General features: G+C 63.1%; 18 protein-coding genes. 10 read left to right on the forward strand and 8 right to left on the reverse strand.

The window, feature by feature from the left end:
• The first annotated feature begins 90 nt into the window (after positions 1-90).
• Positions 91-453 carry a nuclear transport factor 2 family protein gene (locus JMY28_RS27915; protein WP_201699131.1) on the forward strand — a complete coding sequence of 121 codons (363 nt, stop codon included), beginning with the start codon at positions 91-93 and terminating at the stop codon, positions 451-453.
• A 66-nt stretch (positions 454-519) separates the two neighbouring features.
• Here the strand turns inward: JMY28_RS27915 and JMY28_RS27920 are convergent, their stop codons facing one another.
• Positions 520-1,227 carry an SDR family NAD(P)-dependent oxidoreductase gene (locus JMY28_RS27920; RefSeq protein ID WP_201699132.1) on the reverse strand — a complete coding sequence of 236 codons (708 nt, stop codon included), beginning with the start codon at positions 1,225-1,227 and terminating at the stop codon, positions 520-522.
• A gap of 174 nt (positions 1,228-1,401) precedes the next feature.
• Positions 1,402-2,439, reverse strand: coding sequence for a GlxA family transcriptional regulator (locus tag JMY28_RS27925; RefSeq protein WP_201699133.1), 1,038 nt, complete (start codon positions 2,437-2,439; stop codon positions 1,402-1,404).
• Between the two features lie 320 nt (positions 2,440-2,759).
• Here JMY28_RS27925 and JMY28_RS27930 point away from each other — a divergent pair, with 320 nt between their 5' ends.
• From JMY28_RS27930 to JMY28_RS39375, 4 genes are all read left to right on the forward strand, one after another.
• Positions 2,760-3,419 carry a response regulator transcription factor gene (locus tag JMY28_RS27930; RefSeq protein WP_201699134.1) on the forward strand — a complete coding sequence of 220 codons (660 nt, stop codon included), beginning with the start codon at positions 2,760-2,762 and terminating at the stop codon, positions 3,417-3,419.
• Between the two features lie 155 nt (positions 3,420-3,574).
• A complete protein-coding gene (locus JMY28_RS27935; protein ID WP_201699135.1) occupies positions 3,575-3,970 on the forward strand; it encodes a response regulator in 396 nt (131 codons plus the stop codon).
• Between the two features lie 197 nt (positions 3,971-4,167).
• The gene (locus tag JMY28_RS27940; protein WP_236597079.1) at positions 4,168-5,127 is read left to right on the forward strand and encodes a LysR family transcriptional regulator; all 960 of its coding nucleotides are present in this window, start codon (positions 4,168-4,170) and stop codon (positions 5,125-5,127) included.
• Between the two features lie 50 nt (positions 5,128-5,177).
• Positions 5,178-5,306, forward strand: coding sequence for a hypothetical protein (locus tag JMY28_RS39375; RefSeq protein ID WP_268960666.1), 129 nt, complete (start codon positions 5,178-5,180; stop codon positions 5,304-5,306).
• Positions 5,307-5,732: 426 nt separating this feature from the next.
• Here JMY28_RS39375 and JMY28_RS27945 read toward each other — a convergent pair whose 3' ends face one another.
• The gene (locus tag JMY28_RS27945) at positions 5,733-7,154 is read right to left on the reverse strand and encodes an aminotransferase-like domain-containing protein (RefSeq protein WP_201699137.1); all 1,422 of its coding nucleotides are present in this window, start codon (positions 7,152-7,154) and stop codon (positions 5,733-5,735) included.
• Positions 7,155-7,567: 413 nt separating this feature from the next.
• On the opposite strand from JMY28_RS27945, the gene JMY28_RS27950 reads away from it, so the two are divergent.
• From JMY28_RS27950 to JMY28_RS27960, 3 genes are all read left to right on the forward strand, one after another.
• Positions 7,568-7,774 carry a DUF2970 domain-containing protein gene (locus JMY28_RS27950; protein ID WP_201699138.1) on the forward strand — a complete coding sequence of 69 codons (207 nt, stop codon included), beginning with the start codon at positions 7,568-7,570 and terminating at the stop codon, positions 7,772-7,774.
• A gap of 90 nt (positions 7,775-7,864) precedes the next feature.
• The gene (locus JMY28_RS27955; protein ID WP_201699139.1) at positions 7,865-8,317 is read left to right on the forward strand and encodes a MarR family winged helix-turn-helix transcriptional regulator; all 453 of its coding nucleotides are present in this window, start codon (positions 7,865-7,867) and stop codon (positions 8,315-8,317) included.
• Positions 8,318-8,331: 14 nt separating this feature from the next.
• Positions 8,332-9,561, forward strand: coding sequence for an MFS transporter (locus tag JMY28_RS27960; protein WP_201699140.1), 1,230 nt, complete (start codon positions 8,332-8,334; stop codon positions 9,559-9,561).
• 12 nt (positions 9,562-9,573) lie between these two features.
• Here the strand turns inward: JMY28_RS27960 and JMY28_RS27965 are convergent, their stop codons facing one another.
• Positions 9,574-10,920 (reverse strand): MFS transporter, encoded by a 1,347-nt coding sequence (locus JMY28_RS27965; protein WP_201699141.1) that lies wholly within the window; start codon positions 10,918-10,920, stop codon positions 9,574-9,576.
• Between the two features lie 414 nt (positions 10,921-11,334).
• Between JMY28_RS27965 and JMY28_RS27970 the strand changes: the two genes are divergently transcribed.
• Positions 11,335-12,894, forward strand: coding sequence for a methyl-accepting chemotaxis protein (locus JMY28_RS27970; protein ID WP_201699142.1), 1,560 nt, complete (start codon positions 11,335-11,337; stop codon positions 12,892-12,894).
• Between the two features lie 53 nt (positions 12,895-12,947).
• A complete protein-coding gene (locus JMY28_RS27975; protein ID WP_201699143.1) occupies positions 12,948-14,045 on the forward strand; it encodes a lactonase family protein in 1,098 nt (365 codons plus the stop codon).
• 25 nt (positions 14,046-14,070) lie between these two features.
• Here the strand turns inward: JMY28_RS27975 and JMY28_RS27980 are convergent, their stop codons facing one another.
• The 4 genes from JMY28_RS27980 to JMY28_RS27995 all read right to left on the reverse strand — a co-directional run bounded on the left by JMY28_RS27980 (position 14,071) and on the right by JMY28_RS27995 (position 18,681).
• Entirely contained in the window at positions 14,071-15,375 is a 1,305-nt protein-coding gene (locus JMY28_RS27980; RefSeq protein ID WP_201699144.1) for an MFS transporter, read from the reverse strand.
• A 141-nt stretch (positions 15,376-15,516) separates the two neighbouring features.
• Positions 15,517-16,731 carry an MFS transporter gene (locus JMY28_RS27985; RefSeq protein ID WP_236597074.1) on the reverse strand — a complete coding sequence of 405 codons (1,215 nt, stop codon included), beginning with the start codon at positions 16,729-16,731 and terminating at the stop codon, positions 15,517-15,519.
• On the reverse strand, positions 16,728-17,519 hold the full coding sequence (locus JMY28_RS27990) for a DeoR/GlpR family DNA-binding transcription regulator (RefSeq protein ID WP_201699145.1): 792 nt from the start codon (positions 17,517-17,519) through the stop codon (positions 16,728-16,730). The genes JMY28_RS27985 and JMY28_RS27990 overlap by 4 nt, the downstream gene beginning before the upstream one ends.
• A 118-nt stretch (positions 17,520-17,637) precedes the next feature.
• Positions 17,638-18,681, reverse strand: coding sequence for a LacI family DNA-binding transcriptional regulator (locus JMY28_RS27995; protein ID WP_201699146.1), 1,044 nt, complete (start codon positions 18,679-18,681; stop codon positions 17,638-17,640).

Raw genomic sequence — 18,681 nt, forward strand, 5'->3', positions numbered from 1 at the left:
CTGGCTGTTCGAGAGCGTGCTGCGCAAGCGATTGCGCAGCACGCTTCCAATTTCCGGCCAGAGGCGGAAATCCATGAGGAGTGTGCAGCAATGAGCGACAGCAACGAAGTCGTCGAACTCGTCCAGCGCTATTTCGACGCCACCTGGCGTGGCGATGTGGAGCAGTTGAGAACGGTGTTCGATCCGCGTGCGATTGTAGCGGGGGAGGTGAATGGCCAACCCTACTACAAGACGATCGACGAGTATCTTGCGGGGGTTGCAAACAGGAAATCGCCGGCTGAATTGGGTGAGCCGGTCGAGACGGAGCTGCTGATGCTGGATGTTCAGCACAACATCGCGACGGCCAAACTGCACGTGCGCATGCTTGGTTTCAACTACTACAATTATTTTTCGATCATGCGCCAGCGCGACAGATGGCTCGTCATTACGAAGACGCTGACGAACGTGCAATGAATGTCTTGCGCACGCAGCGCCCCCGATGAATCGTTCATGTCGGGGGCGCGGGCGGCGCTCAAGCGCTTATTGACCTGCGCTCTGGCCGCCGTCCACGTGCAGGATCTCGCCAGTCACGAACGGCGCCGAGTCGAGATAGAGAATCGCGTTGACGATGTCGCTCATTTCGCCCATGCGACCGACCGGATGCATCGCGCCGAGCGCGGCGTGCGTTTCGGGAGCGTGCATCGGCGACTTGATTACGCCAGGCGAGACCGCGTTGGCACGGATTCCCGCGCGCGCATATTCGATTGCGAGCGACCTCGTCGCCGCGTTCAGGCCACCCTTGGTAAGCGAAGCGAGAACGGAGGGCACTTTGCTGTTTGCCTTGTCGGCAAGCGTGGTGGTGATGCTTACCACGTGGCCGCTGCCGTGCTTCTGCATCGCTTCGATCGCGTATTGCGTGATGTAGAAAAAGCCGTTCAGGTTGACGTTCAGGATCGCCGCGTAGTCTTCGGCAGTGTACTTCGTGAACGGCTTCGCAATGAAAATGCCTGCGTTGTTGACGAGCGTATCGACACGACCGAAGTGCTCGATGGCGGCGTTCACCACACGGCGAGCCGTGGCGGCGTCGCCGATGTCGCCAGCCACGGCAACATAGTCCGCTTCAACGGCCGGTGTGATGGAGCGGGCCGTAGCGACCACGCGATGACCTTGCGCGCGGAAGGCCTTGACGGTTTCAGCGCCAATGCCCTGCGATGCTCCGGTAACGATGACGACCTTGGAAGTGCTCATTGTGTCTCTCGCAGTAGGGGTAAGCCGGCCACCTGGCCGATCGAATCGACGGATCCGATGAAGCAGCACTCTAGGCGCATCTGGCGCGAATTCGAACACCCGCCATGGACAAAGAGTCTTGCGTCGCAAGAACAAATCGCAGTGGCGCGGCGAGCCTGCGCAGGCGGCGCGCGCTCACGCGGTGGCCTCCATGGGGGCATACGAAGGATTCGCGTGAAGGCCGCTCGCAAACGCGGGCGGGGAGAGTGCGACTGTGGCGACCTCGGTATTGCGGGACTGTTGGCGGTATTGCCGGGGGGTGACGTTGAGGCGTCTTTGAAACACCATGCGCATGTGCGCAGCGTTATGAAAGCCACAGTTGAACGCAATCGTTTTCATCGGCATGTTGCGTTCCTCCAGTAGCCTTTTTGCAGCACCGACACGGACCTGGTCGACGAATGCGGAAGGTGTAGTGTGGAGATACTTCGCAAAGATCCTCGATAAGGTGCGCCGGCTCACGTAGACAGCGTCGGCGAGTTGCTCTATCGAAAGCACGTCGGAAAGGTGGTCGCCGATATGACGTTGTACCTTTGCGATGATCGAACTTTCGTCGGCAAGCGTCGCGACGTAGGGGTCACGGTCGTATGGCTCGCTCTGCAGAGTGGCGCCAAGACGTCTTGCAACGTGTTCGGCGACATTCTGGCCCCAGTCTTCGGCAACGAGAGAGAGACCAAGGTCGAGTCCGGCGGTCGCGCCGGCAGATGAAATCAGACGTCCATCGCGGATCAGGTTTTTGTCGGGGCGTATCCGGGCACGCGGGAATTCGCTGGCCATCTGGCTCGCGTCGGTCCAGCGCGTGGCGACCTCTTTCCCATCGAGCATACCTGCGCGCCCGAGCAGCCACGCGCCGTTGCAAACGCAGCCGTATCGCTTCGACTCAAGTGCGCGTCGCCGCAGCCAGTCCAGAAAATCCTGTTTCGGGCGAACGCTCGCGTTGCGCGAGCCGCTCGTCACGAGCAGAACATCGACGTTCGCACGGAAGTCCGCGTAGCCCCACGGCACGCAGAGCTGCATTGCGTTCGAACATGCGACCTCGCCCACGTGCTCTCCAATGAGGGGCACCTGATACTGGCGCGTCTCGCCGAGGAAATGGTTCGCTTCGGCGAACACGTCGAGCAGGCCGGCAATATCCAGGGCCTGCACACCATCAAGCACGACGATAGCGACTTTCATTTTGCGCACCCAACCTGAGCAATGATCCCGATTGCGCGACGATCCGCTGGGAAAAGATTATGCGTGCAGCGCCAGGCTGACTATTCTCCGTATGGCTGAAGCTACAGCTTGCCGGCATGTGGTCCCTCATACGCCGGTATGACTCGTGTAGTTCGAGAGGCGTGTGCGCCGAAGGCGCCGTACTAAAGAAGATGAATTATGTGGGCGCCTGGTTCAAATAAAGGGCAACCCGCAAGCGGTAGCTATAAGTCTTGCTATTGCTTACTATATGACGAGCATCGGCACTTTTTCGCCATCACGAACTTTTCGAAGATCGAGCGATGAACCACGATAGCGTTGGGACGCGAAGTGAACAACCACCGGACTCGCTGGTGTACGTGATTGACGACGACGAGTCTATTCGAGGCGCGCTAACCAGTCTGCTCATGTCAGTCGGCATCGAGGTTCGTGCGTTCGAATCGGCTGACGAATTTCTTGCCGAGAAAATGCCGGATGTGCCGAGCTGTCTCATTCTCGACATTCGATTGCGAGGCGCAAGCGGTCTTACGCTTCAACAGGAAGCCTTCAAAGAAAGCATTCGATTTCCCATCGTCTTTCTAACGGGACACGGCGATATCGGCATGACCGTCAAGGCAATGAAAGCCGGCGCTTTCGATTTCATGACCAAGCCATTCAAGGATCAGGATTTGCTCGATACGATCGCTGCAGCGCTGAAACGCGATGGCGAACTGAGGCGCCAGGCGAGGCTCGTTGCGAGCATTCGCCAAGCGTACGATTCGCTGACGGCGCGCGAGCGCGAAGTGATCGGCCACGTGTCGGAAGGCCTGTTGAACAAACAGATTGCCGACCTCCTGTGCCTGAGCGAGGTCACAGTCAAGATCCATCGGGCGCAAGCCATGCACAAGCTCAATGCGCGATCCGTGGCCGAACTCATCAAGAAGTTGCAGCAGGTGCAACCGGCTTATCAGAGCGCCAGGTAGGCATTTACCCTTCGCTGAGCGACGGCCGCGTTCCTCAGCGCGCGGATCTCGCTCTGCACATACGAACTGTCACAAGAATCATCCGAAGGTGTGATTGCTACCCCTTCAGCGGGCCTGTATTTTGCAGAAAGATTCTACCTTTCTGCAACATTTCGATGTCCACCGGACCCCACATAAAACCAGCGCGCTCGTCGGCGACGATCGCAATGGTGGACGACGATGAATCCGTCCGGATGGCGCTATCCAGTTCGCTGCGTTCGGCAAGCTGGAATGTCATTGCGTACGCGTCCGCCAATCATCTTCTGGACGATACGCGCCGATCGAAACTGAAGCTCGTCGTTGCCGATATCCAGATGCCGGGCATGGACGGGTTTGCGTTGCTCGAATCGATCAAGCTATGGAAGCGCCCAATTCCTGTCATTTTCATTACCGCGTACGCGACCGAGGCTATGCTCGCGCGCGCGAAAACCAACGGCGCCGCCGGCTTCCTTTCGAAGCCCGTGGACGACGCACGACTTCTCGCACTGGTTAGCGAACTGTTGACGAAGTAACACGGCTGAGTGTTCGGAATTCATGCTCCGCCGCTATCCAGGTCACTCGCTCAAGCCATCCGAATGTATTAGACGCGCACGCGCCTGCATAAGGCATCACACCATATCGGACGATACCATCGCACGGCTTACGCGCTTACGCTTGAATCGTCGGCCAGGGCAAAACACTTGTGAGGTGCGAGATGGATCAGCTTTACATGTTGCGTGCATTCGTCGCCGCTGCGCGATATCAGAGCTTTAGCAAGGCCGCGGAATCGTTGAATGTGACCACTGGGTCCGTGTCGAAAGCGATCGCCAAGCTCGAGGAATGCGTTCAGACCCGAGTCTTGCTCAGAACAACGAGGTCCGTCTCTTTGACAGAAGCCGCGCAATCGTACTACCTGATCTGTTGCCGTTTGCTCGAAGAACTCGACGAAGCGAACCGGCGAATCGCGCTGGAGCATGAGGTCAATGGTGGAAAGCTGCGACTTGTCGTGCACCCGATGCTGATGAGCGGAACGTTTTCGCGGCTGGTGCGGCGGTATCGCGCCATCGCGCCTCACGTGAGTCTGGTGGTTTCCGTTCAGGACCATGCAACAAACCTGTTCGACGGCCGCTTCGATATCGCCATTCTTCCGCCTCAACTCGTCGAGCAGTCCACCGTGATTCGCCGCACGCTTTGCCGGTCGCGTCGCATTCTCGTGGCTTCTCCCGCGTATCTCGAGCAATACGGTGCACCGGAATCCGCTTCAAAGCTCGCCAGTCACTTTCTGCTGATCGATCCCGAAACGAGAAAGAAGAGCGCGGACTTCATCGATCTGCGTGAGGGCGGCCGGAAAGTGAGCGTGTCGCCCATATCGTCGATGGAAGGGAACGAGGTAGTGCTGCGCGCGGCAGCGCTCAATGGAACGGGCATTGCCACGCTGCCTGAAGCCATGGTTCGCGAAGATATCGACATCGGGCATCTCGTGCACATCCTGCCGGAGTGCACGGCAGCGGATAGCGGCGTTGAAATATGCCTGTTCTATTCTCACCGGGAACTGATCCCGGCGCGGCTCAGGATGTTCGTCGACTTCTGCACCGAGTTCTTCCGGGCGCCCGCGAAGGCGGCTGCCGATGACGTGATACGCGTGCCGCAACCGATGAAGCGAAGCGAAGGTCTCGTGATGATGTCGTGATGGCTTGCTGCGAGACGCATGCGCAGTCGTCCAGAGCCTGAGAGGTCGCTATGTCTCACATATTGCACAACTGGATATTCGTTGGCAGTACTGCCTACGACGAATACACCTTCGTTCCGTGGCTCAACAGGAACGTCTATCGCCGCACGGTGGATCTGAGTCGCGTTTGCCTGCTGTGAGTGTCCGAAGCGCTCTGCGCAAGCCGACCCGTCGATGCTTCCGTTAAATGGAAGATTCATTCCCGAGACTGCGGGATTCTCTTATCTACTGCAAGTGATTAATCTGGCCACGTTGTTTCCCCGGAGGCGTCGCCTCCCTCACCTTGGCTAGAGAGAGATTGAAATGAAACTGCTTACTGCTGTCCTTTTTGCATGTTCGCTGTCGGCTAGCTTCGCTGTCCACGCAGAACCGCTCGCGCCCGCACATGCGGATATCCAGCAATCGGCTCAGGCAGATACGCCGCGAGCGAATAGTTATCAGGCGCCGCACCGTCGGGCGATGACGCCGGCAAGGGACGCCAACACTTGTGTGGGCCCGGCGAGTTTCTGCAACCTGTTCTTCGGCAGTTAAGGTTGCTATGGGTTGTCGCCGCGCGCATCGATTGATCACGATCGAGAGCACACATCGGGATGAACGAGCAGTTCGCCGAGCGTGCGGATCGCCTCGTCGATGCGCTGCGACCACGGATGACCGTAATTGAGCCGGATGCAATTTTCGAAAGCATGCGACGCGGAAAAGAGCGGGCCGGGGGCGACGCTGATCCCGCGCTCGATAGCGAGACGATGGAGCGCCATGGCGTCGATGGGCTCGCGGAAAGTGAGCCACAGAAAATATCCGCCCTCGGGCCGGGTGTACTGCGTGCGTTCAGGCAGCCACCGGCGGATCGCCTCGATCATCGCATCGCGTTGCGTTTGCATAGCCAGCCGGATCTTCTTCAGATGACGCTCGTAACCGCCGTGCTCCAGATAGTCGGCGATACCGGCCTGCGCGGGAATACTCGCCGAGATCGTCGTCATGAGCTTGAGACGTTGCACGCGCTCGGCGAAGCGCCCGGCGCTCGCCCAGCCCACGCGATAACCTGGCGCCAGGTTCTTCGAAAACGAGCCGCAATGCATAACGAGGCCGCGCCGGTCGAACGCAATCGCCGGCGGCGGATAGTTCGGCGCGTAGTGCAGCTCGCCATACACATCGTCTTCGATGAGCGGGACCTCGTGTTTCGCGAGCAGTTCGACTAGCGCTTCTTTCTTCGCCGCCGACAACGTGACGCCCGTGGGGTTCTGGAAGTTCGTCATGAACCAGCAGGCGCGGATGGGGTGCTTCTCCAGCGCTTGCGCCAGCGCGTCGAGGTCGAGCCCAGTGGCGGTATCCACGGGAATTTCGACCGCGCGCAGGCCAAGACGCTCGATCGCCTGAAGCGCCGCATAAAAGCCCGGCGACTCCACCGCGACGATATCGCCAGGCTGCGTGACCGCCATCAGACAAAGATTGAGCGCTTCCAGCGCGCCGTTCGTGATGATAATGTCCTCGGCCGGCTGCGAGATGCCAACGCGCATGTAGCGCAGCGCAATTTGCCGCCGCAGGTTCTCGTTGCCCGGCGGCAGATCGACCACCGTGCTCCACGGGCTCACGCTGCGCGCGGCCTGACCGAGCGATTTCGCCAACCGCGACAGTGGAAAGAGCAGCGGGGAAGGGAACGCGGAGCCGAGCGGCACGATGCCGGGGCGCTTGGCGGCGTCGAGCACCGAAAACACGAGTTCGCTGATATCGACGGTGGCGGTTTCGCCTGGCGTTGCGCGTGAATCGGCCTTGGCAGGTTTCGAGAGCGGCGCGACGTAGTAGCCCGAACGTTCTTCGGCGCGCACGAGGCCCCACTGTTCGAGCACGTAGTAGGCACGTGCCGCCGTGGACTGGCTCACGCCGTGCTGCGCGATGATCTGCCTCAGTGACGGCATGCGAGAGCCCGGCTTCAGGTTGCCGGAGCGAATCTCGGCGGCCATGCTCTGCGCGAGGCGTTCATAGCGTGTCATACGTTCTGGCTCTTCCAATGCTGTCATGGGTCGACTCGTGCTTTTCTTGCGGCGTGCCGGAGCGGGATTCCGATCTGCTGCGCTCAATTATGCGTCGGCTGCTTCTATACGACCTGCCTGGGAGGGCGGATGATCGCGGCCAGTGCGCATCGCAGTCCGGGTCTGTTCTCCCGGGATGCGCCGGGATTACTGCGCGAGTGCCTGGATCATCACCTAAACCCGCAGCGCTTGCGGCTCTTTTTGCCTGTAGCGTGGCAAGCCTTTCGCCCCGGTGCGCGAGTACCGGGGCGTTTCTTTATCTGCAGTCGGGACTGCTGCTACTGCATCGCTCAGATTGTTCGCAACTGCTGCTTTTTTTGCCCCCTGTGAAGTTCGAAGATGAATGCACGTAGTCGAACCCGATGGAGCAGATGATGGAACTCATTCATATGGTGCGCATGGTGCTGTGGGGCTTCTTTGGCGTGCGCAAGAGCGCGTCGCACGAAGCCGACCTGGCGAATATCAACTTCAGTTGGCTCCCGTTCGTGGCCGTTGGGCTGGCCGCGTTGATTGGCGCTTGCATATTGGGTGTCGTGCTGCTGGTCGTGCACTCCACGGGCGCCACCGCGCAGGGGTTCTGAGCACCCTTCGCGTCAATTCGTGTCGGTGTCCCTGGTCGAGATATGAAGGTTGTCTTTGCAGTTTACCTTCATATATTCTAGAATGCGGGGATGACCGACCGCGCCAAAAGTCCCCCTCCCGACCTTGCCGCGTCGCTAGCCGGCGACCTGCGAGCGCTAGTCGGGCAACTGCGCCGCCGTTTTCGCGAGCAGGCGATCCTCGGCGACTTCACGCCGTCGCAGATGGCCGTGCTGCTGCGGCTGGAACGCGAGGGGCCGGCCACGGTGTCGAGTCTCGCGCGCGCGGAGGGCATGCGCCCGCAGTCGATGGGCACGCTCATCGCGCCGCTCGAGGCGGCGGGCCATATCAGCGGCGCGCCGGACCCCAATGACGGGCGCCAAACGCTCTGGTCGCTCACCCATGCCTTTCGCGAGTGGCTCAAGGAAGGGCGGGCCGCACGCCAGGACTGGCTCTCGCGCAGGATAGAGACGCGTCTTTCCGGCGCCGAGCAACAGCAGCTAGCCGCCGCAGTCGAACTGCTCAAGCGGCTCGTGGCCGACTGAGGCGAGGCGGTCACATGGGCGCTCCAGCTTCGGGGTTCTTTCGTTCGCTCAAGAGCTACAACTATCGCGTGTGGTCGGCGGGCGCGCTCGTCTCGAACGTCGGCACGTGGATGCAGCGCACGGCGCAAGACTGGCTCGTCCTTACCGGCCTCACGCATCACAGCGCGGCCGCGGTGGGCATCGTGATGGGCTTGCAGTTCGGACCGCAAATGCTGTTCATGCCCTGGTCGGGGTTCGCCGCCGACCACTTCGACCAGCGCAAGCTGCTGATGGTCACGCAGGCGCTGCTCGGCGCGCTTGCCATTGCACTGGGCGTGCTCACGGCAACGGGGCTCGTGCACCTTTGGCACGTGTACGTGTTCGCTTTCCTGTTCGGCTGCACGACGGCATTCGATTCGCCGGTGCGGCAAACCTTCGTCTCGGAGCTGGTCGGCGACGCCGATCTATCCAACGCCGTTGCGCTCAATTCCACCTCGTTCAACGCCGCACGCATGATCGGGCCGGCGGTGGCGGGGCTCGTCATTGCTTCGGTGGGTGTGGGCTGGGCCTTCCTGCTCAACGGCCTTTCGTTCGTCGCCGTGCTGATCTCGCTGACGCGTCTGCGCGTGGACGAGTTGCGTTCAGCGAAGCACAAGCAGCCCGCGAAGGGCGGCATTGCCGCGGGATTCCGCTACGTGTGGGCGCGTCCCGACCTGCGGGCTATCCTCGTCATGCTGTTCCTGATCGGCACCTTCGGGCTGAACTTCCCGATCTTCATCTCGACCATGGCCGTGAACGTCTTCCACGCCGACGCGGGACGCTACGGACTCCTTTCTTCCATGATGGCGGTGGGCACCATGAGCGGCGCCTTCTTCGGCGCGGGGCGCAGCCATCCGCGTTTCGTCTCGCTGTTGTTCGCGGCGGCGGCGTTCGGGGTGGGATGCGTGCTGGCGTCCGTTGCGCCCGGCTACTGGTGGTTCGGCGGCGCGCTCGTGATGATCGGCATTGCGGCGCTCACGTTCACCACCGAAACCAACAGCCTCATGCAGCTTTCCACGGAGCCTGGCATGCGCGGGCGCGTGCTGGCGATCCGCCTGGCCGTGGCGCTGGGCGGCACGCCCATCGGCGCGCCGATCGTGGGATGGATCGCCGACCACTGGGGGCCGCGCTGGGCCTTGCTGGTGGGCGCGGCTTCTGGCTTCGCGGCCGCCATTGTCGCGGCCCGCACGCTCGCGCGGCGGGCGCACGGCCACGAGAAGTCGTAACGTGCCGCCGCTTCAGGCGGCCTTCAACTCCACGCGCTTGATGTCTTTCACGATCACGAGATAGCTGATCACCGTGATGAGCGCGTTGACACCGACGAAGGCGAGCGCGCCGTTGAACGAGCCGGTTTCCGCCACAAGATAGCCGATCACGATCGGCGTGACGATGCCGGCAACATTGCCGAACATGTTGAAGATCGAACCCGAGAGGCCGATGGCTTCGCGCGGCGCGGTATCGGCGATCACGGCCCAGCCGAGCGCGCCCAGACCCTTGCCGAAGAATGCGAGCGACATGAGCGCGACTACGATCCAGTCGCTGTTCACATAGTTGCAGCCGATGATGCACGACGAGAGCACCATGCCGCCGACGATGGGCACCTTGCGCGCCACGGTCAGCGAGCGGCCCGAGCGGATGAGCGCGTCCGAAGCCACGCCGCCCAGCACGCCGCCCAGGAAGCCGCAGATGGCGGGCAGCGAAGCGATGAGCCCCGCCTGCAGGATAGTCATGTGGCGCGCCTGCACGAGGTAGATCGGGAACCACGTGAGGAAGAAGTACGTGAGCACGTTGATGCAGTACTGCGCGAGGTAGATGCCCAGCAGCATGCGGTTGCCGAGCAGCTGGCGGATGACCGCCCAGTTCGCGCCCTTGCGTTCTTTACGTGCCGCGCGTTGATGCCCGTTCACGATGCCGCCGCCCGCCTCGATGTATTCGAGCTCTTGCTGGTTCACGCCCGGATGATCGGCCGGGTTCTTCATGAACTTGATCCACGCAAAGGCGAGCACGAGGCCGCCCACACCCATCACGATATACACGTGATGCCAGCCATACGCGTGCGTGAGCCACGCCATCAGCGGCGTGAACACCACCGCCGCGAAATACTGCGCTGAATTGAAGATGGCCGAGGCCGTGCCGCGCTCCTTCGCCGGGAACCAGCTCGCCACCACTTTCGCGTTGGCGGGGAAGGCGGGCGCTTCGGCCGCGCCCATCGCGAAGCGCAGTGCGAAAAGGCCCGCGATGGCGGCGCCCGCGCTGCCGAAGAGGCCAATCGAACTTTGCAGCAGCGTAAAGAGCGACCACAGGAAGATGCTGCCCGCGTACACGCGGCGCGCGCCGAAACGGTCGAGCACCCAGCCCGCAGGGATCTGCGCGAGCACATAGGCCCAGCTGAACGCCGAGAAGATGTAGCCCATGTGGATGGCATCGAGACCGAACTCGGTGCGCATGGCCGAACCCGTGACCGAGAGCGTGGCGCGGTCCGCGTAGTTGAGCGTGGTGATGATGAAGATCAGCGAGAGAATCAGATAGCGCACTTTGGTGCGCCTGGCGACATCGGACTGCGTGGCGGTGCGGCTCAACGACATGTGGATCGACCTCTATCGTGCGCGAGACACAGGCCGCGTGGGTAACGAAGGGCCCGGATCTGCTGTCTCCATACGGCGCGCCTCATGCGCGCCGCATCTCCTTACGCAAGAACGCGCCTGACTCGCGTCAAGCGCGTTCCGTTCGCGGACCTGTTCGGCTTGTTCAGCCAGTTGTCAGCAAGTTGTTTGACATCAACGCTGGTTGTCAGAGCCAATCGTACAACGCCCAGGAAGCCGAAGCAACCGGACCGTGCGCCTCTTGAGTTGGCCTAAGGGTAAACTCGAATTTCAGGATAGTCACGTGATTGTGGGATGATGCGGCCAAGTTGTTGGACAACATGGCGGGCGCACCCTCAAGACTCCGGCGTTTGAGCCGTAAAGAAGAACACCATGGAAACCGGGGATTGAAGCAACATGCGCAACACGACGGTACGAGCCAGCCTCCTTGCAGTGCTGGTGATCTTTGGCGTGATGATCCTGATTGGCGGCTTCGCGGGCGTGGTCTCGCTCCGGGAGTCGAACTCCAGCGCCCAACGCCTGCACGATATCGCGCGTCAGATCATTCTGGTCAACGACGCCTACAAGGACACCACGCGCACGCGCTCGGCGCTCGTACGCGGCTATAGCGCACTCAAGGAACGCAACGACACCGCCACGCGCGACTCCGCGCTGAACAGCGCGGCCCATAGCTTCGAGCTTTCGGCGAGTGAGACGCAGGCGTTCGCCAACGCCCCGGCGTTCGATGGCATGGACGCGGATCTCAAGCGTCAGTTGCTCGACTCCGCTGCGCAACTTTCCAGCACACTCACGCGCGCCACCGACGCGCTGCGCAATGGCGACACCGCCGCTTACGTGGCGGTCAACGACACCGACATCACCGCCGCGGGCGCGGCGTATTCCGTGAACGTGGAGAAGTTCCAGAAGCTCGCCAACGCGCTCGCCGAGGCAACGCTCGATGACGGCAATGCGCGCTATGCGTGGATCGTGAGTCTCGTGGGCGTGGGCGTGGCGATCGCGCTGGCGCTTGTCGTCGTGACGCATTTCGCCTTGCAGCGCATCGTGTCGCGCCCGCTCGCCGAAGCCGCGGCGGTGCTCGACCGCATCGCGTCGAACGATCTCACGGTGCGCGTGCCCGAAGCGGGCCGCAACGAAATTGGCCTGCTGTTCGCGGCCATGCGCCGGATGCAGGCGGGTCTCTCGCGCACCGTGGCCGGCGTGCGCGACAGTTGCGACGCGATCCACACGGCCGCGCGCGAGATCGCGGCGGGCAATCTCGATCTGTCGAGCCGTACGGAAGAGCAGTCGGCTTCGCTCGAAGAAACCGCCGCGAGCATGGAAGAACTCACCTCCACCGTGAAGCAGAACTCCGCGAACGCTTCCGAAGCCAGTACGCTCGCAACAGGCGCGGCCGATCTCGCGCAGCGCGGCGGCGACGTGGTGGGACGCGCCGTGCAGACGATGCAGGACATCAGCGCCAGCTCGCAGAAGATTGCCGAGATCACCAGCATGATCGACAGCATCGCGTTCCAGACGAATATTCTCGCGCTCAACGCCGCCGTGGAATCGGCGCGCGCCGGTGAGCAAGGCCGAGGCTTCGCCGTGGTCGCGGGCGAGGTGCGAACGCTCGCGCAACGCAGCGCCGGCGCCGCGCGCGAGATCAAGGAACTGATCGGCGCTTCGATGGAAGACGTGCGTAACGGCAACGCGCTCGTTGCGCAAGCAGGCGAGGCGATGAACGAGATCGTGAACTCGGTGCGCAACGTTGCCACCATCATGGCCGAGATCACCACGGCTACCGCCGAGCAGAGCACCGGTATTCAGCAGGTGGGCATGGCGGTGAGCCAGATGGATCAGGTCACCCAGCAGAACGCCGCGCTCGTGGAGCAGGCGGCCGCCGCTGCGAGCGCACTGGAGCACCAGGCGCAATCGATGAAGGAAGCGGTTTCGGTGTTTCGCGTTGCCGCGATGGCGTGAAGACAGTCAGGCGCGAATCTAATCAATATAACTAACAAACTGGAAGAAAGTCGATGAAGAAGAACGCAATCTTGCGTGGCGTGGTGGGTGCCGTTTTCGGGCTAGCGGCATCGGTGGCCGTGCACGCGGCTAGCTACGTGTACGTGTCGAACGCCGATAGCCAGGACATTTCGGTGTTCCGCCTCGATGCGCAAAGCGGCGCGCTGGCCGCGGTCGAAACGGTGCCGGTGGGCGGCACGGTCATGCCGATGGCGTTCTCGCCCGATCATCATCACCTTTATGCGGCGCTGCGCTCGAAGCCGTATCGCGTGGTGAGCTTCGCTGTGAATCCGCTCGATGGCCGCCTCGTCGAACTCGGCCGCGCGCCGCTCGCGGAAAGCATGGCCTATGTTTCCACGGACGGCACAGGGCGCTATCTGCTTTCCGCTTCGTACGGCGGCAATCTGCTGGCGGTGAACCGCATCGGCGAAAACGGCGTAGCGGGCGACGTGCTGCAAACCGTGAAGACGGGTCCGATGGCGCATATCATTCGCACCTCGCCGGACAACCGTTATGCGTTCGCCTCGGTGCTCGGCGCCGATGCATGGCTGCGGCTGAAGTTCGACGCCTCGACGGGCGCGCTTACCGAAGACGAGAAGCCCGCGTATTCGCTGCCCAAGGATTCCGGCCCGCGCCACTTCCAGTTTTCGCCGGATCAGCGCTTTGTCTATCTGATCGATGAACTCGACGGCAAGCTGCACGTGCTCGCGTTCAACGCGGCGAACGATACGGTCAAGCCGATCCAGACGATCTCGATTCTGCCCGCCGGCTTCTCCGGCGACAAACCGTGGGGCGCCGACGTGCACCTCACGCCCGATGGGCGCCATCTGTATATCTCGGAGCGCACGTCGAGCACGCTGGGCGCGTATCGTGTGAACAAGGAAACGGGCAAGCTCACGCGCATCGGCACGTACGCCACGGAAAAGCAGCCGCGCGGCTTCAATATCGACCCTTCGGGCCAGTACCTCTTTGCCGTGGGCCAACTCTCGCCCACGCTGAGCGCTTACCGTATCGACGCGAAGAGCGGCGCACTGCATGAGCTTGGCAAGTACCCGGTGGGCAAGGGCGCGAACTGGGTCGAAGTGGTGGACTTCGACGGTTCGAATGACTAAGTAACAAGGGGCGGCTTCGGCCGCCTTATTCCTCGTGGTTCTCAGTCGCGAAGGTCATGGTCTTCGCGCTGCGCGTTTCGGCTCGCGCTTCATCGAGACCTTCGATCGAGCGCAGCCGCGCGGGCGCGGAGAACACGATGATCGCGAGCTGAATGGCGAATCCACACGCGGCGCCCACGAGGCAACTGGTCATGCCAAGGCGCGTGCTCAGGAACGCGCCGAGCAGGGCGCCGAGCGGGCGCGCGCCGAACGTCGCCATCATGATGACCGACGAGACGCGCGCGATCAGATCGCGAGGCGTGACGACCTGGCGCAATGCCGTGGTCGAGATGGTCCAGACGATTGGCCCGAATCCAAACAGAAAGAAAGCCAGAAACACGGTGGCGCGCGAATGCGTGAGGGCGGTGCTCGCCATGAGCAGCGAGGCAAGCGCGGCGCTCATCGGGCCGAGCAGAATTTGCCGTCCGAAGACGAGGCGCTTTGCGATGATCTTGTAGAGAAACGCGCCGCCCACCATCCCGAAGCCATACACGCCAAGTGCAACACCCACAGCCGATGGCGCGAACGCGAGCCGGTGTATCGCGTACCAGGCGAACACGGCCAGCAACAGATACCACGATGTATTGAAGACGAAAGCCGTCGCCACGATCGGCCGTAGATGCGTGCTGCGCGCGATGAACCGCACGCCGTCGAACAACTCGTGTGCGAGCGCGCGACGCGAACGCGGGCGCGGCGCCTCGTTGGGCAGGCGTGCGAGAAACCATGCGCTGGCGAGCGACAGGACGAACGCCGCGAGAAACGCGAACACGCCCGACGCCCAGCCCGCAAAAATACCGCCCACGGAAGGTCCCGCCGTATAGGCGATGCTGCGCGCGATTTCGAGCCGCCGGTTGGCGGTGAGCAGGTCGCCCGTTTCGACCATGGCCGCGACGAGTGAGGGCGCGCTCACGCTGAATACCACGGTGCCCGTTGCGATGGCGAAGCCCAGCGTGGCCAGCGTGTAGAGCGATAGCACGCGCGCATGGAACAACGCGAACAGTACGAAAAGGGCGGCGGCGCGCAGCAGTTCGGTCGCGATCATGAGCGGCTTGCGCCGGCTGCGATCGGCAACGAGGCCGGCGGGTAGCGAGAGCAGCAGGAACGGCAGCGTATTGACGGCCTGCAGCGAGGCGCTTTGCTGTGCGCTCGCGCCTAGCGCCACCACGGCTACGATGGGGATGACCGCAATGGCCATCTGCTCGCTGAATTGCGCCGCGAGACTCGCATGCGAAAGATTGACGACGACGCGATGTGGTGTGGCTGGTGTGGCGTGACCTGGCGTGAGACCCATCGTAGATGTCCCGAAGATCGATCCGGCGCAGGCCGGATGCGGTGGTTTGAGCTTCGGGATCGAGTCTACGTAGGGTGATGGGGCGGGGATATCCGGATCTTGTGGTGATATTCGATGCGCTGGGCGGACCCAGGGCGCAGGTCACTCCGCCTCAATGCGATCCGCGTCACGCGCATCGCTGCGTACCTGTGCATGCGTTGCCGATTCGCCGCGCGACGCGTCGACATTGCGAACCGCACGACTGCCCGCAAAGCACACCGCGAGCGTAGCGAGCACCAGCACGCCAAGCGCGAGTTGCAAGCCGACGAGCCCCGCGCCAAAGCCGATAATCGGCGGCCCCACGAGAAAGCCCGCATACCCGGCGGTAGCCGCCATCGAAACACCCGTAACGGGCGGATCGGTCGTGCGCCCGGCCGCGCTGAAGATCACCGGCACCACATTGGCGAGCCCGATGCCGACGCAGATGAACCCCACCACCGCCGTAGTGAGCGCAGGCGCGGCGAGCACAGCCGCGAGGCCCGCAGCCGAAAGCAGGCCGCCCAGCGCGACCACGCGCACCGCGCCAAGACGCCGCACGAATGCGTCGCCCACCACGCGGCACGCCGCCATGGCGAACGCGAATGCCGTATAGCCAATGCCCGCGCTATCGGCATGAGCGGGCAAGGCGGAACGCAGATACACGGCACTCCAGTCGGCAATGGCGCCTTCCGTCATCATGCAGAGGAACGCAAGCGCGGCGAGCTTCACGACGCCTGCCTGCGGCAACGCGAAGCCGCCGCCGGACGCCGCCTCAGGGCGCGAGCCCACGTCGCGCAGCGAGAACAAGGCCGCACCGACGATCAGGACAGCGATGGGAATAGCGGGCAACGCAAGACCGCTTAGCACACCGAATCCTGCCTTCTGCAGCACCGTGCCAACGGCTGCGCCCGCAAGACCGCCCGCGCTCCAGGCCGCATGGAACGACGACATGATCGGCGCGCTCCACACTTTTTCGATTGCACTGGCATGGCCGTTCATGGAAACATCGAGCGCGCCATTGAGCGCGCCGAGCAGCAGCAACGCGGCACACAGCAGCGGCGCATTGGGCGCGAGCGCGGGCAGAGGAAACGCAGCGACGAACAGCACGCCGAGCAGGGCGGTCGCGCGGCCGCTGCCGAACTTCGGTGCGAGCCGCCCCGCAAGCGGCATGGCGACGATGGCCCCCAGCGCGAAGGCAAAGAGCGCGACGCCGAGCAGGGAGTCGCCAAGGAAGAGCTTGTCTTTCACGCGCGGCACCTCGACGGCCCACGCGCCAATGCCGAAGCCGTTCGCCAGAAAGACGGCCGTGGTGGCGTAGCGTTCGCGTAGGGGTCTCATCGCGCCACCGTCACGTCGCCGCACGCGGCTTTCAGCTGCTTCAGATGGAGTTTCGGCACGTCGGCATCGACAACCAGATAGTCGAGCGAAGCGCAAGGCGCGATGACGAACGGTGCTGACGTCATCAGCTTTTCGGTGGTGACCGCCGCCGCGATCTGGCCGCTTGCCGCAATCATGGCGCGTTTCATTTCGGCATCCTCCGCATCGAATGCGGCGATGCCTTCGAGGGGATCGAGTGCGCATGCGCCGAGAAAGCAGAGATCGGCCTTGACCTGCTGAATTTGTACGAGCGCCGTCGCCCCCAGCGCGCCCGCGGCCTGCGCGCTCACGCGCCCGCCGATCAGGATGACCTCGATGCCTGGGCGCTCGAGCAGTCGCACGCCAGCCTGCGGCGAAGTCGTGATCACCGTGAGGCCAGCATTTTCGGGCAGCGCCGCCGCGATCTCGACGTTTGTCGAGCCTGCGTCGAGCAGAATCACCTGGTTGGGCTTGGCGAGCGCGGCGGCGGCGCGGGCGAGGCGCGCCTTGGCTGGCAGTTGCTCGCGCATGCGCACGGAGGCGGGCTTGTTGGCGGGCGACGTGAGCAGCGCTCCACCGTACACGCGCTTGCAGTGTCCCGCCTCGGCCAGATCGCGCAAATGGCGCCGGATCGTGTGCTCCGAGGTGTCGAGCTGCGCGGCGAGTTCCGCGGCGAGCACGCGGCCTTCGGCGCGCAGCTTTTCGAGGATCAGCCGCTCGCGCTCGTCGGGAAGCAGGCTTTCAATGGCCGCCTGGCGTGTTCGTTGCATGGTTTTCGGTTCCCTTCTGCTCGTGGGCTTGCCCGCTGAATCGAGCAAAAACGAGCATAAAGTATCGTAAACGGGCAAAACATGCAACAGGCGCCGGGATGTTCGCGGCGCAACCGCTTCAGGGCAGCGAATAGCGCGAATACGTTTCGATCGGCACGAGCGCCTGCGCCGGGGGCGTGCCGCCTGCCACCGCGTTGCGCATCTGTTCGACGGCCGTGCGCAGCAGCAAACGCAAATCTTGCGACAGCAGATAGTCGATCACGTCCGCGCGCAACAGTGGCTCCGTCACGGCGTTCACCTCATGCGTGACATAGAGCGTGCGGCCTGCGAGCCCGCGCTCGCGCAGCGCCGCGGCGAGGCCCTCGTTGCCGCCCGCCACGTTGTAGATGCCGTCGAGCGCGCCGTGCGTTTCCATGCAACGCCGCGTGGCCTCGTAGGTCGCTGCGCCCGAGTCGGCGCCTTTGATCACTTCGACGACATTCACGTGGGGAAAGCGCTGGCGCAGCAGCGAACGAAAGCCAATCTCGCGGTCTTCGTGACAGGTGTACGAGAACGTTGCGACCACAACGGCCACGGAAGGCGCGGGCCGCCCCTCCAGGTGACGGCCAACGAGGAACGCAGCCGACTGGCCTGCGGCGCGGTTGTTCACGCCCACGTAGGTGTGGCGCGCATCGGCGTCGACATCGGTGATGAGCGTCACCACGCCGAGGCCTCGCGCCATGCATTCGCGCAGCGCAGACGTGATGGGCGGCGTGTTCGTGCAGATGATGCCGATGGCGTCTGCGGCAGGTTGCGCCCCAAGCGCCGCTTCGCGCACGCGCAACGCGACGTCCTCATCGCTGGCACCCACGCAATTGACTACGTCGACGGTCACGCCCGCGGCGGCGAACTCGGCTTCGAGGCTCGCCGCCGTGCGCGTGAGTTCTGCGGTGAAGGCGTCGCCGGCCTGCAGGAGGAGGCGCACGCGCAGCGCATTGGACGCGGCGCGCGAGGCCACGGGCAACGCCGGATCGTCACTCGCGCCCAGTTGCCTGAGCGCCGCTTCCACGGCGCTGCGCGTGCGCGGGTGCACGCCGGGCCGGTCGTTGAGCGCCCGGTCGATGGTCGCGCGGCTCAGTTGCGTGAGTTCCATTAACTGCTTCAACGTGGGGCGGCTTTTCAT

Origin of the sequence: Paraburkholderia hiiakae (genome assembly GCF_904848665.1) — a bacterium.
GTDB lineage: Bacteria > Pseudomonadota > Gammaproteobacteria > Burkholderiales > Burkholderiaceae > Paraburkholderia > Paraburkholderia hiiakae.

What these genes read in the sequence shown, in the direction of transcription:
- JMY28_RS27915 (WP_201699131.1), top strand. Translation starts at nt 91, where the DNA reads ATGAGCGACAGCAACGAAGTCGTCGAACTCGTCCAGCGCTATTTCGAC.
- JMY28_RS27920 (WP_201699132.1), bottom strand. Translation starts at nt 1,227, where the DNA reads ATGAGCACTTCCAAGGTCGTCATCGTTACCGGAGCATCGCAGGGCATT.
- JMY28_RS27925 (WP_201699133.1), bottom strand. Translation starts at nt 2,439, where the DNA reads ATGAAAGTCGCTATCGTCGTGCTTGATGGTGTGCAGGCCCTGGATATT.
- JMY28_RS27930 (WP_201699134.1), top strand. Translation starts at nt 2,760, where the DNA reads ATGAACCACGATAGCGTTGGGACGCGAAGTGAACAACCACCGGACTCG.
- JMY28_RS27935 (WP_201699135.1), top strand. Translation starts at nt 3,575, where the DNA reads ATGTCCACCGGACCCCACATAAAACCAGCGCGCTCGTCGGCGACGATC.
- JMY28_RS27940 (WP_236597079.1), top strand. Translation starts at nt 4,168, where the DNA reads ATGTTGCGTGCATTCGTCGCCGCTGCGCGATATCAGAGCTTTAGCAAG.
- JMY28_RS39375 (WP_268960666.1), top strand. Translation starts at nt 5,178, where the DNA reads ATGTCTCACATATTGCACAACTGGATATTCGTTGGCAGTACTGCCTAC.
- JMY28_RS27945 (WP_201699137.1), bottom strand. Translation starts at nt 7,154, where the DNA reads ATGACACGCTATGAACGCCTCGCGCAGAGCATGGCCGCCGAGATTCGC.
- JMY28_RS27950 (WP_201699138.1), top strand. Translation starts at nt 7,568, where the DNA reads ATGGAACTCATTCATATGGTGCGCATGGTGCTGTGGGGCTTCTTTGGC.
- JMY28_RS27955 (WP_201699139.1), top strand. Translation starts at nt 7,865, where the DNA reads ATGACCGACCGCGCCAAAAGTCCCCCTCCCGACCTTGCCGCGTCGCTA.
- JMY28_RS27960 (WP_201699140.1), top strand. Translation starts at nt 8,332, where the DNA reads ATGGGCGCTCCAGCTTCGGGGTTCTTTCGTTCGCTCAAGAGCTACAAC.
- JMY28_RS27965 (WP_201699141.1), bottom strand. Translation starts at nt 10,920, where the DNA reads ATGTCGTTGAGCCGCACCGCCACGCAGTCCGATGTCGCCAGGCGCACC.
- JMY28_RS27970 (WP_201699142.1), top strand. Translation starts at nt 11,335, where the DNA reads ATGCGCAACACGACGGTACGAGCCAGCCTCCTTGCAGTGCTGGTGATC.
- JMY28_RS27975 (WP_201699143.1), top strand. Translation starts at nt 12,948, where the DNA reads ATGAAGAAGAACGCAATCTTGCGTGGCGTGGTGGGTGCCGTTTTCGGG.
- JMY28_RS27980 (WP_201699144.1), bottom strand. Translation starts at nt 15,375, where the DNA reads ATGGGTCTCACGCCAGGTCACGCCACACCAGCCACACCACATCGCGTC.
- JMY28_RS27985 (WP_236597074.1), bottom strand. Translation starts at nt 16,731, where the DNA reads ATGAGACCCCTACGCGAACGCTACGCCACCACGGCCGTCTTTCTGGCG.
- JMY28_RS27990 (WP_201699145.1), bottom strand. Translation starts at nt 17,519, where the DNA reads ATGCAACGAACACGCCAGGCGGCCATTGAAAGCCTGCTTCCCGACGAG.
- JMY28_RS27995 (WP_201699146.1), bottom strand. Translation starts at nt 18,681, where the DNA reads ATGAAAAGCCGCCCCACGTTGAAGCAGTTAATGGAACTCACGCAACTG.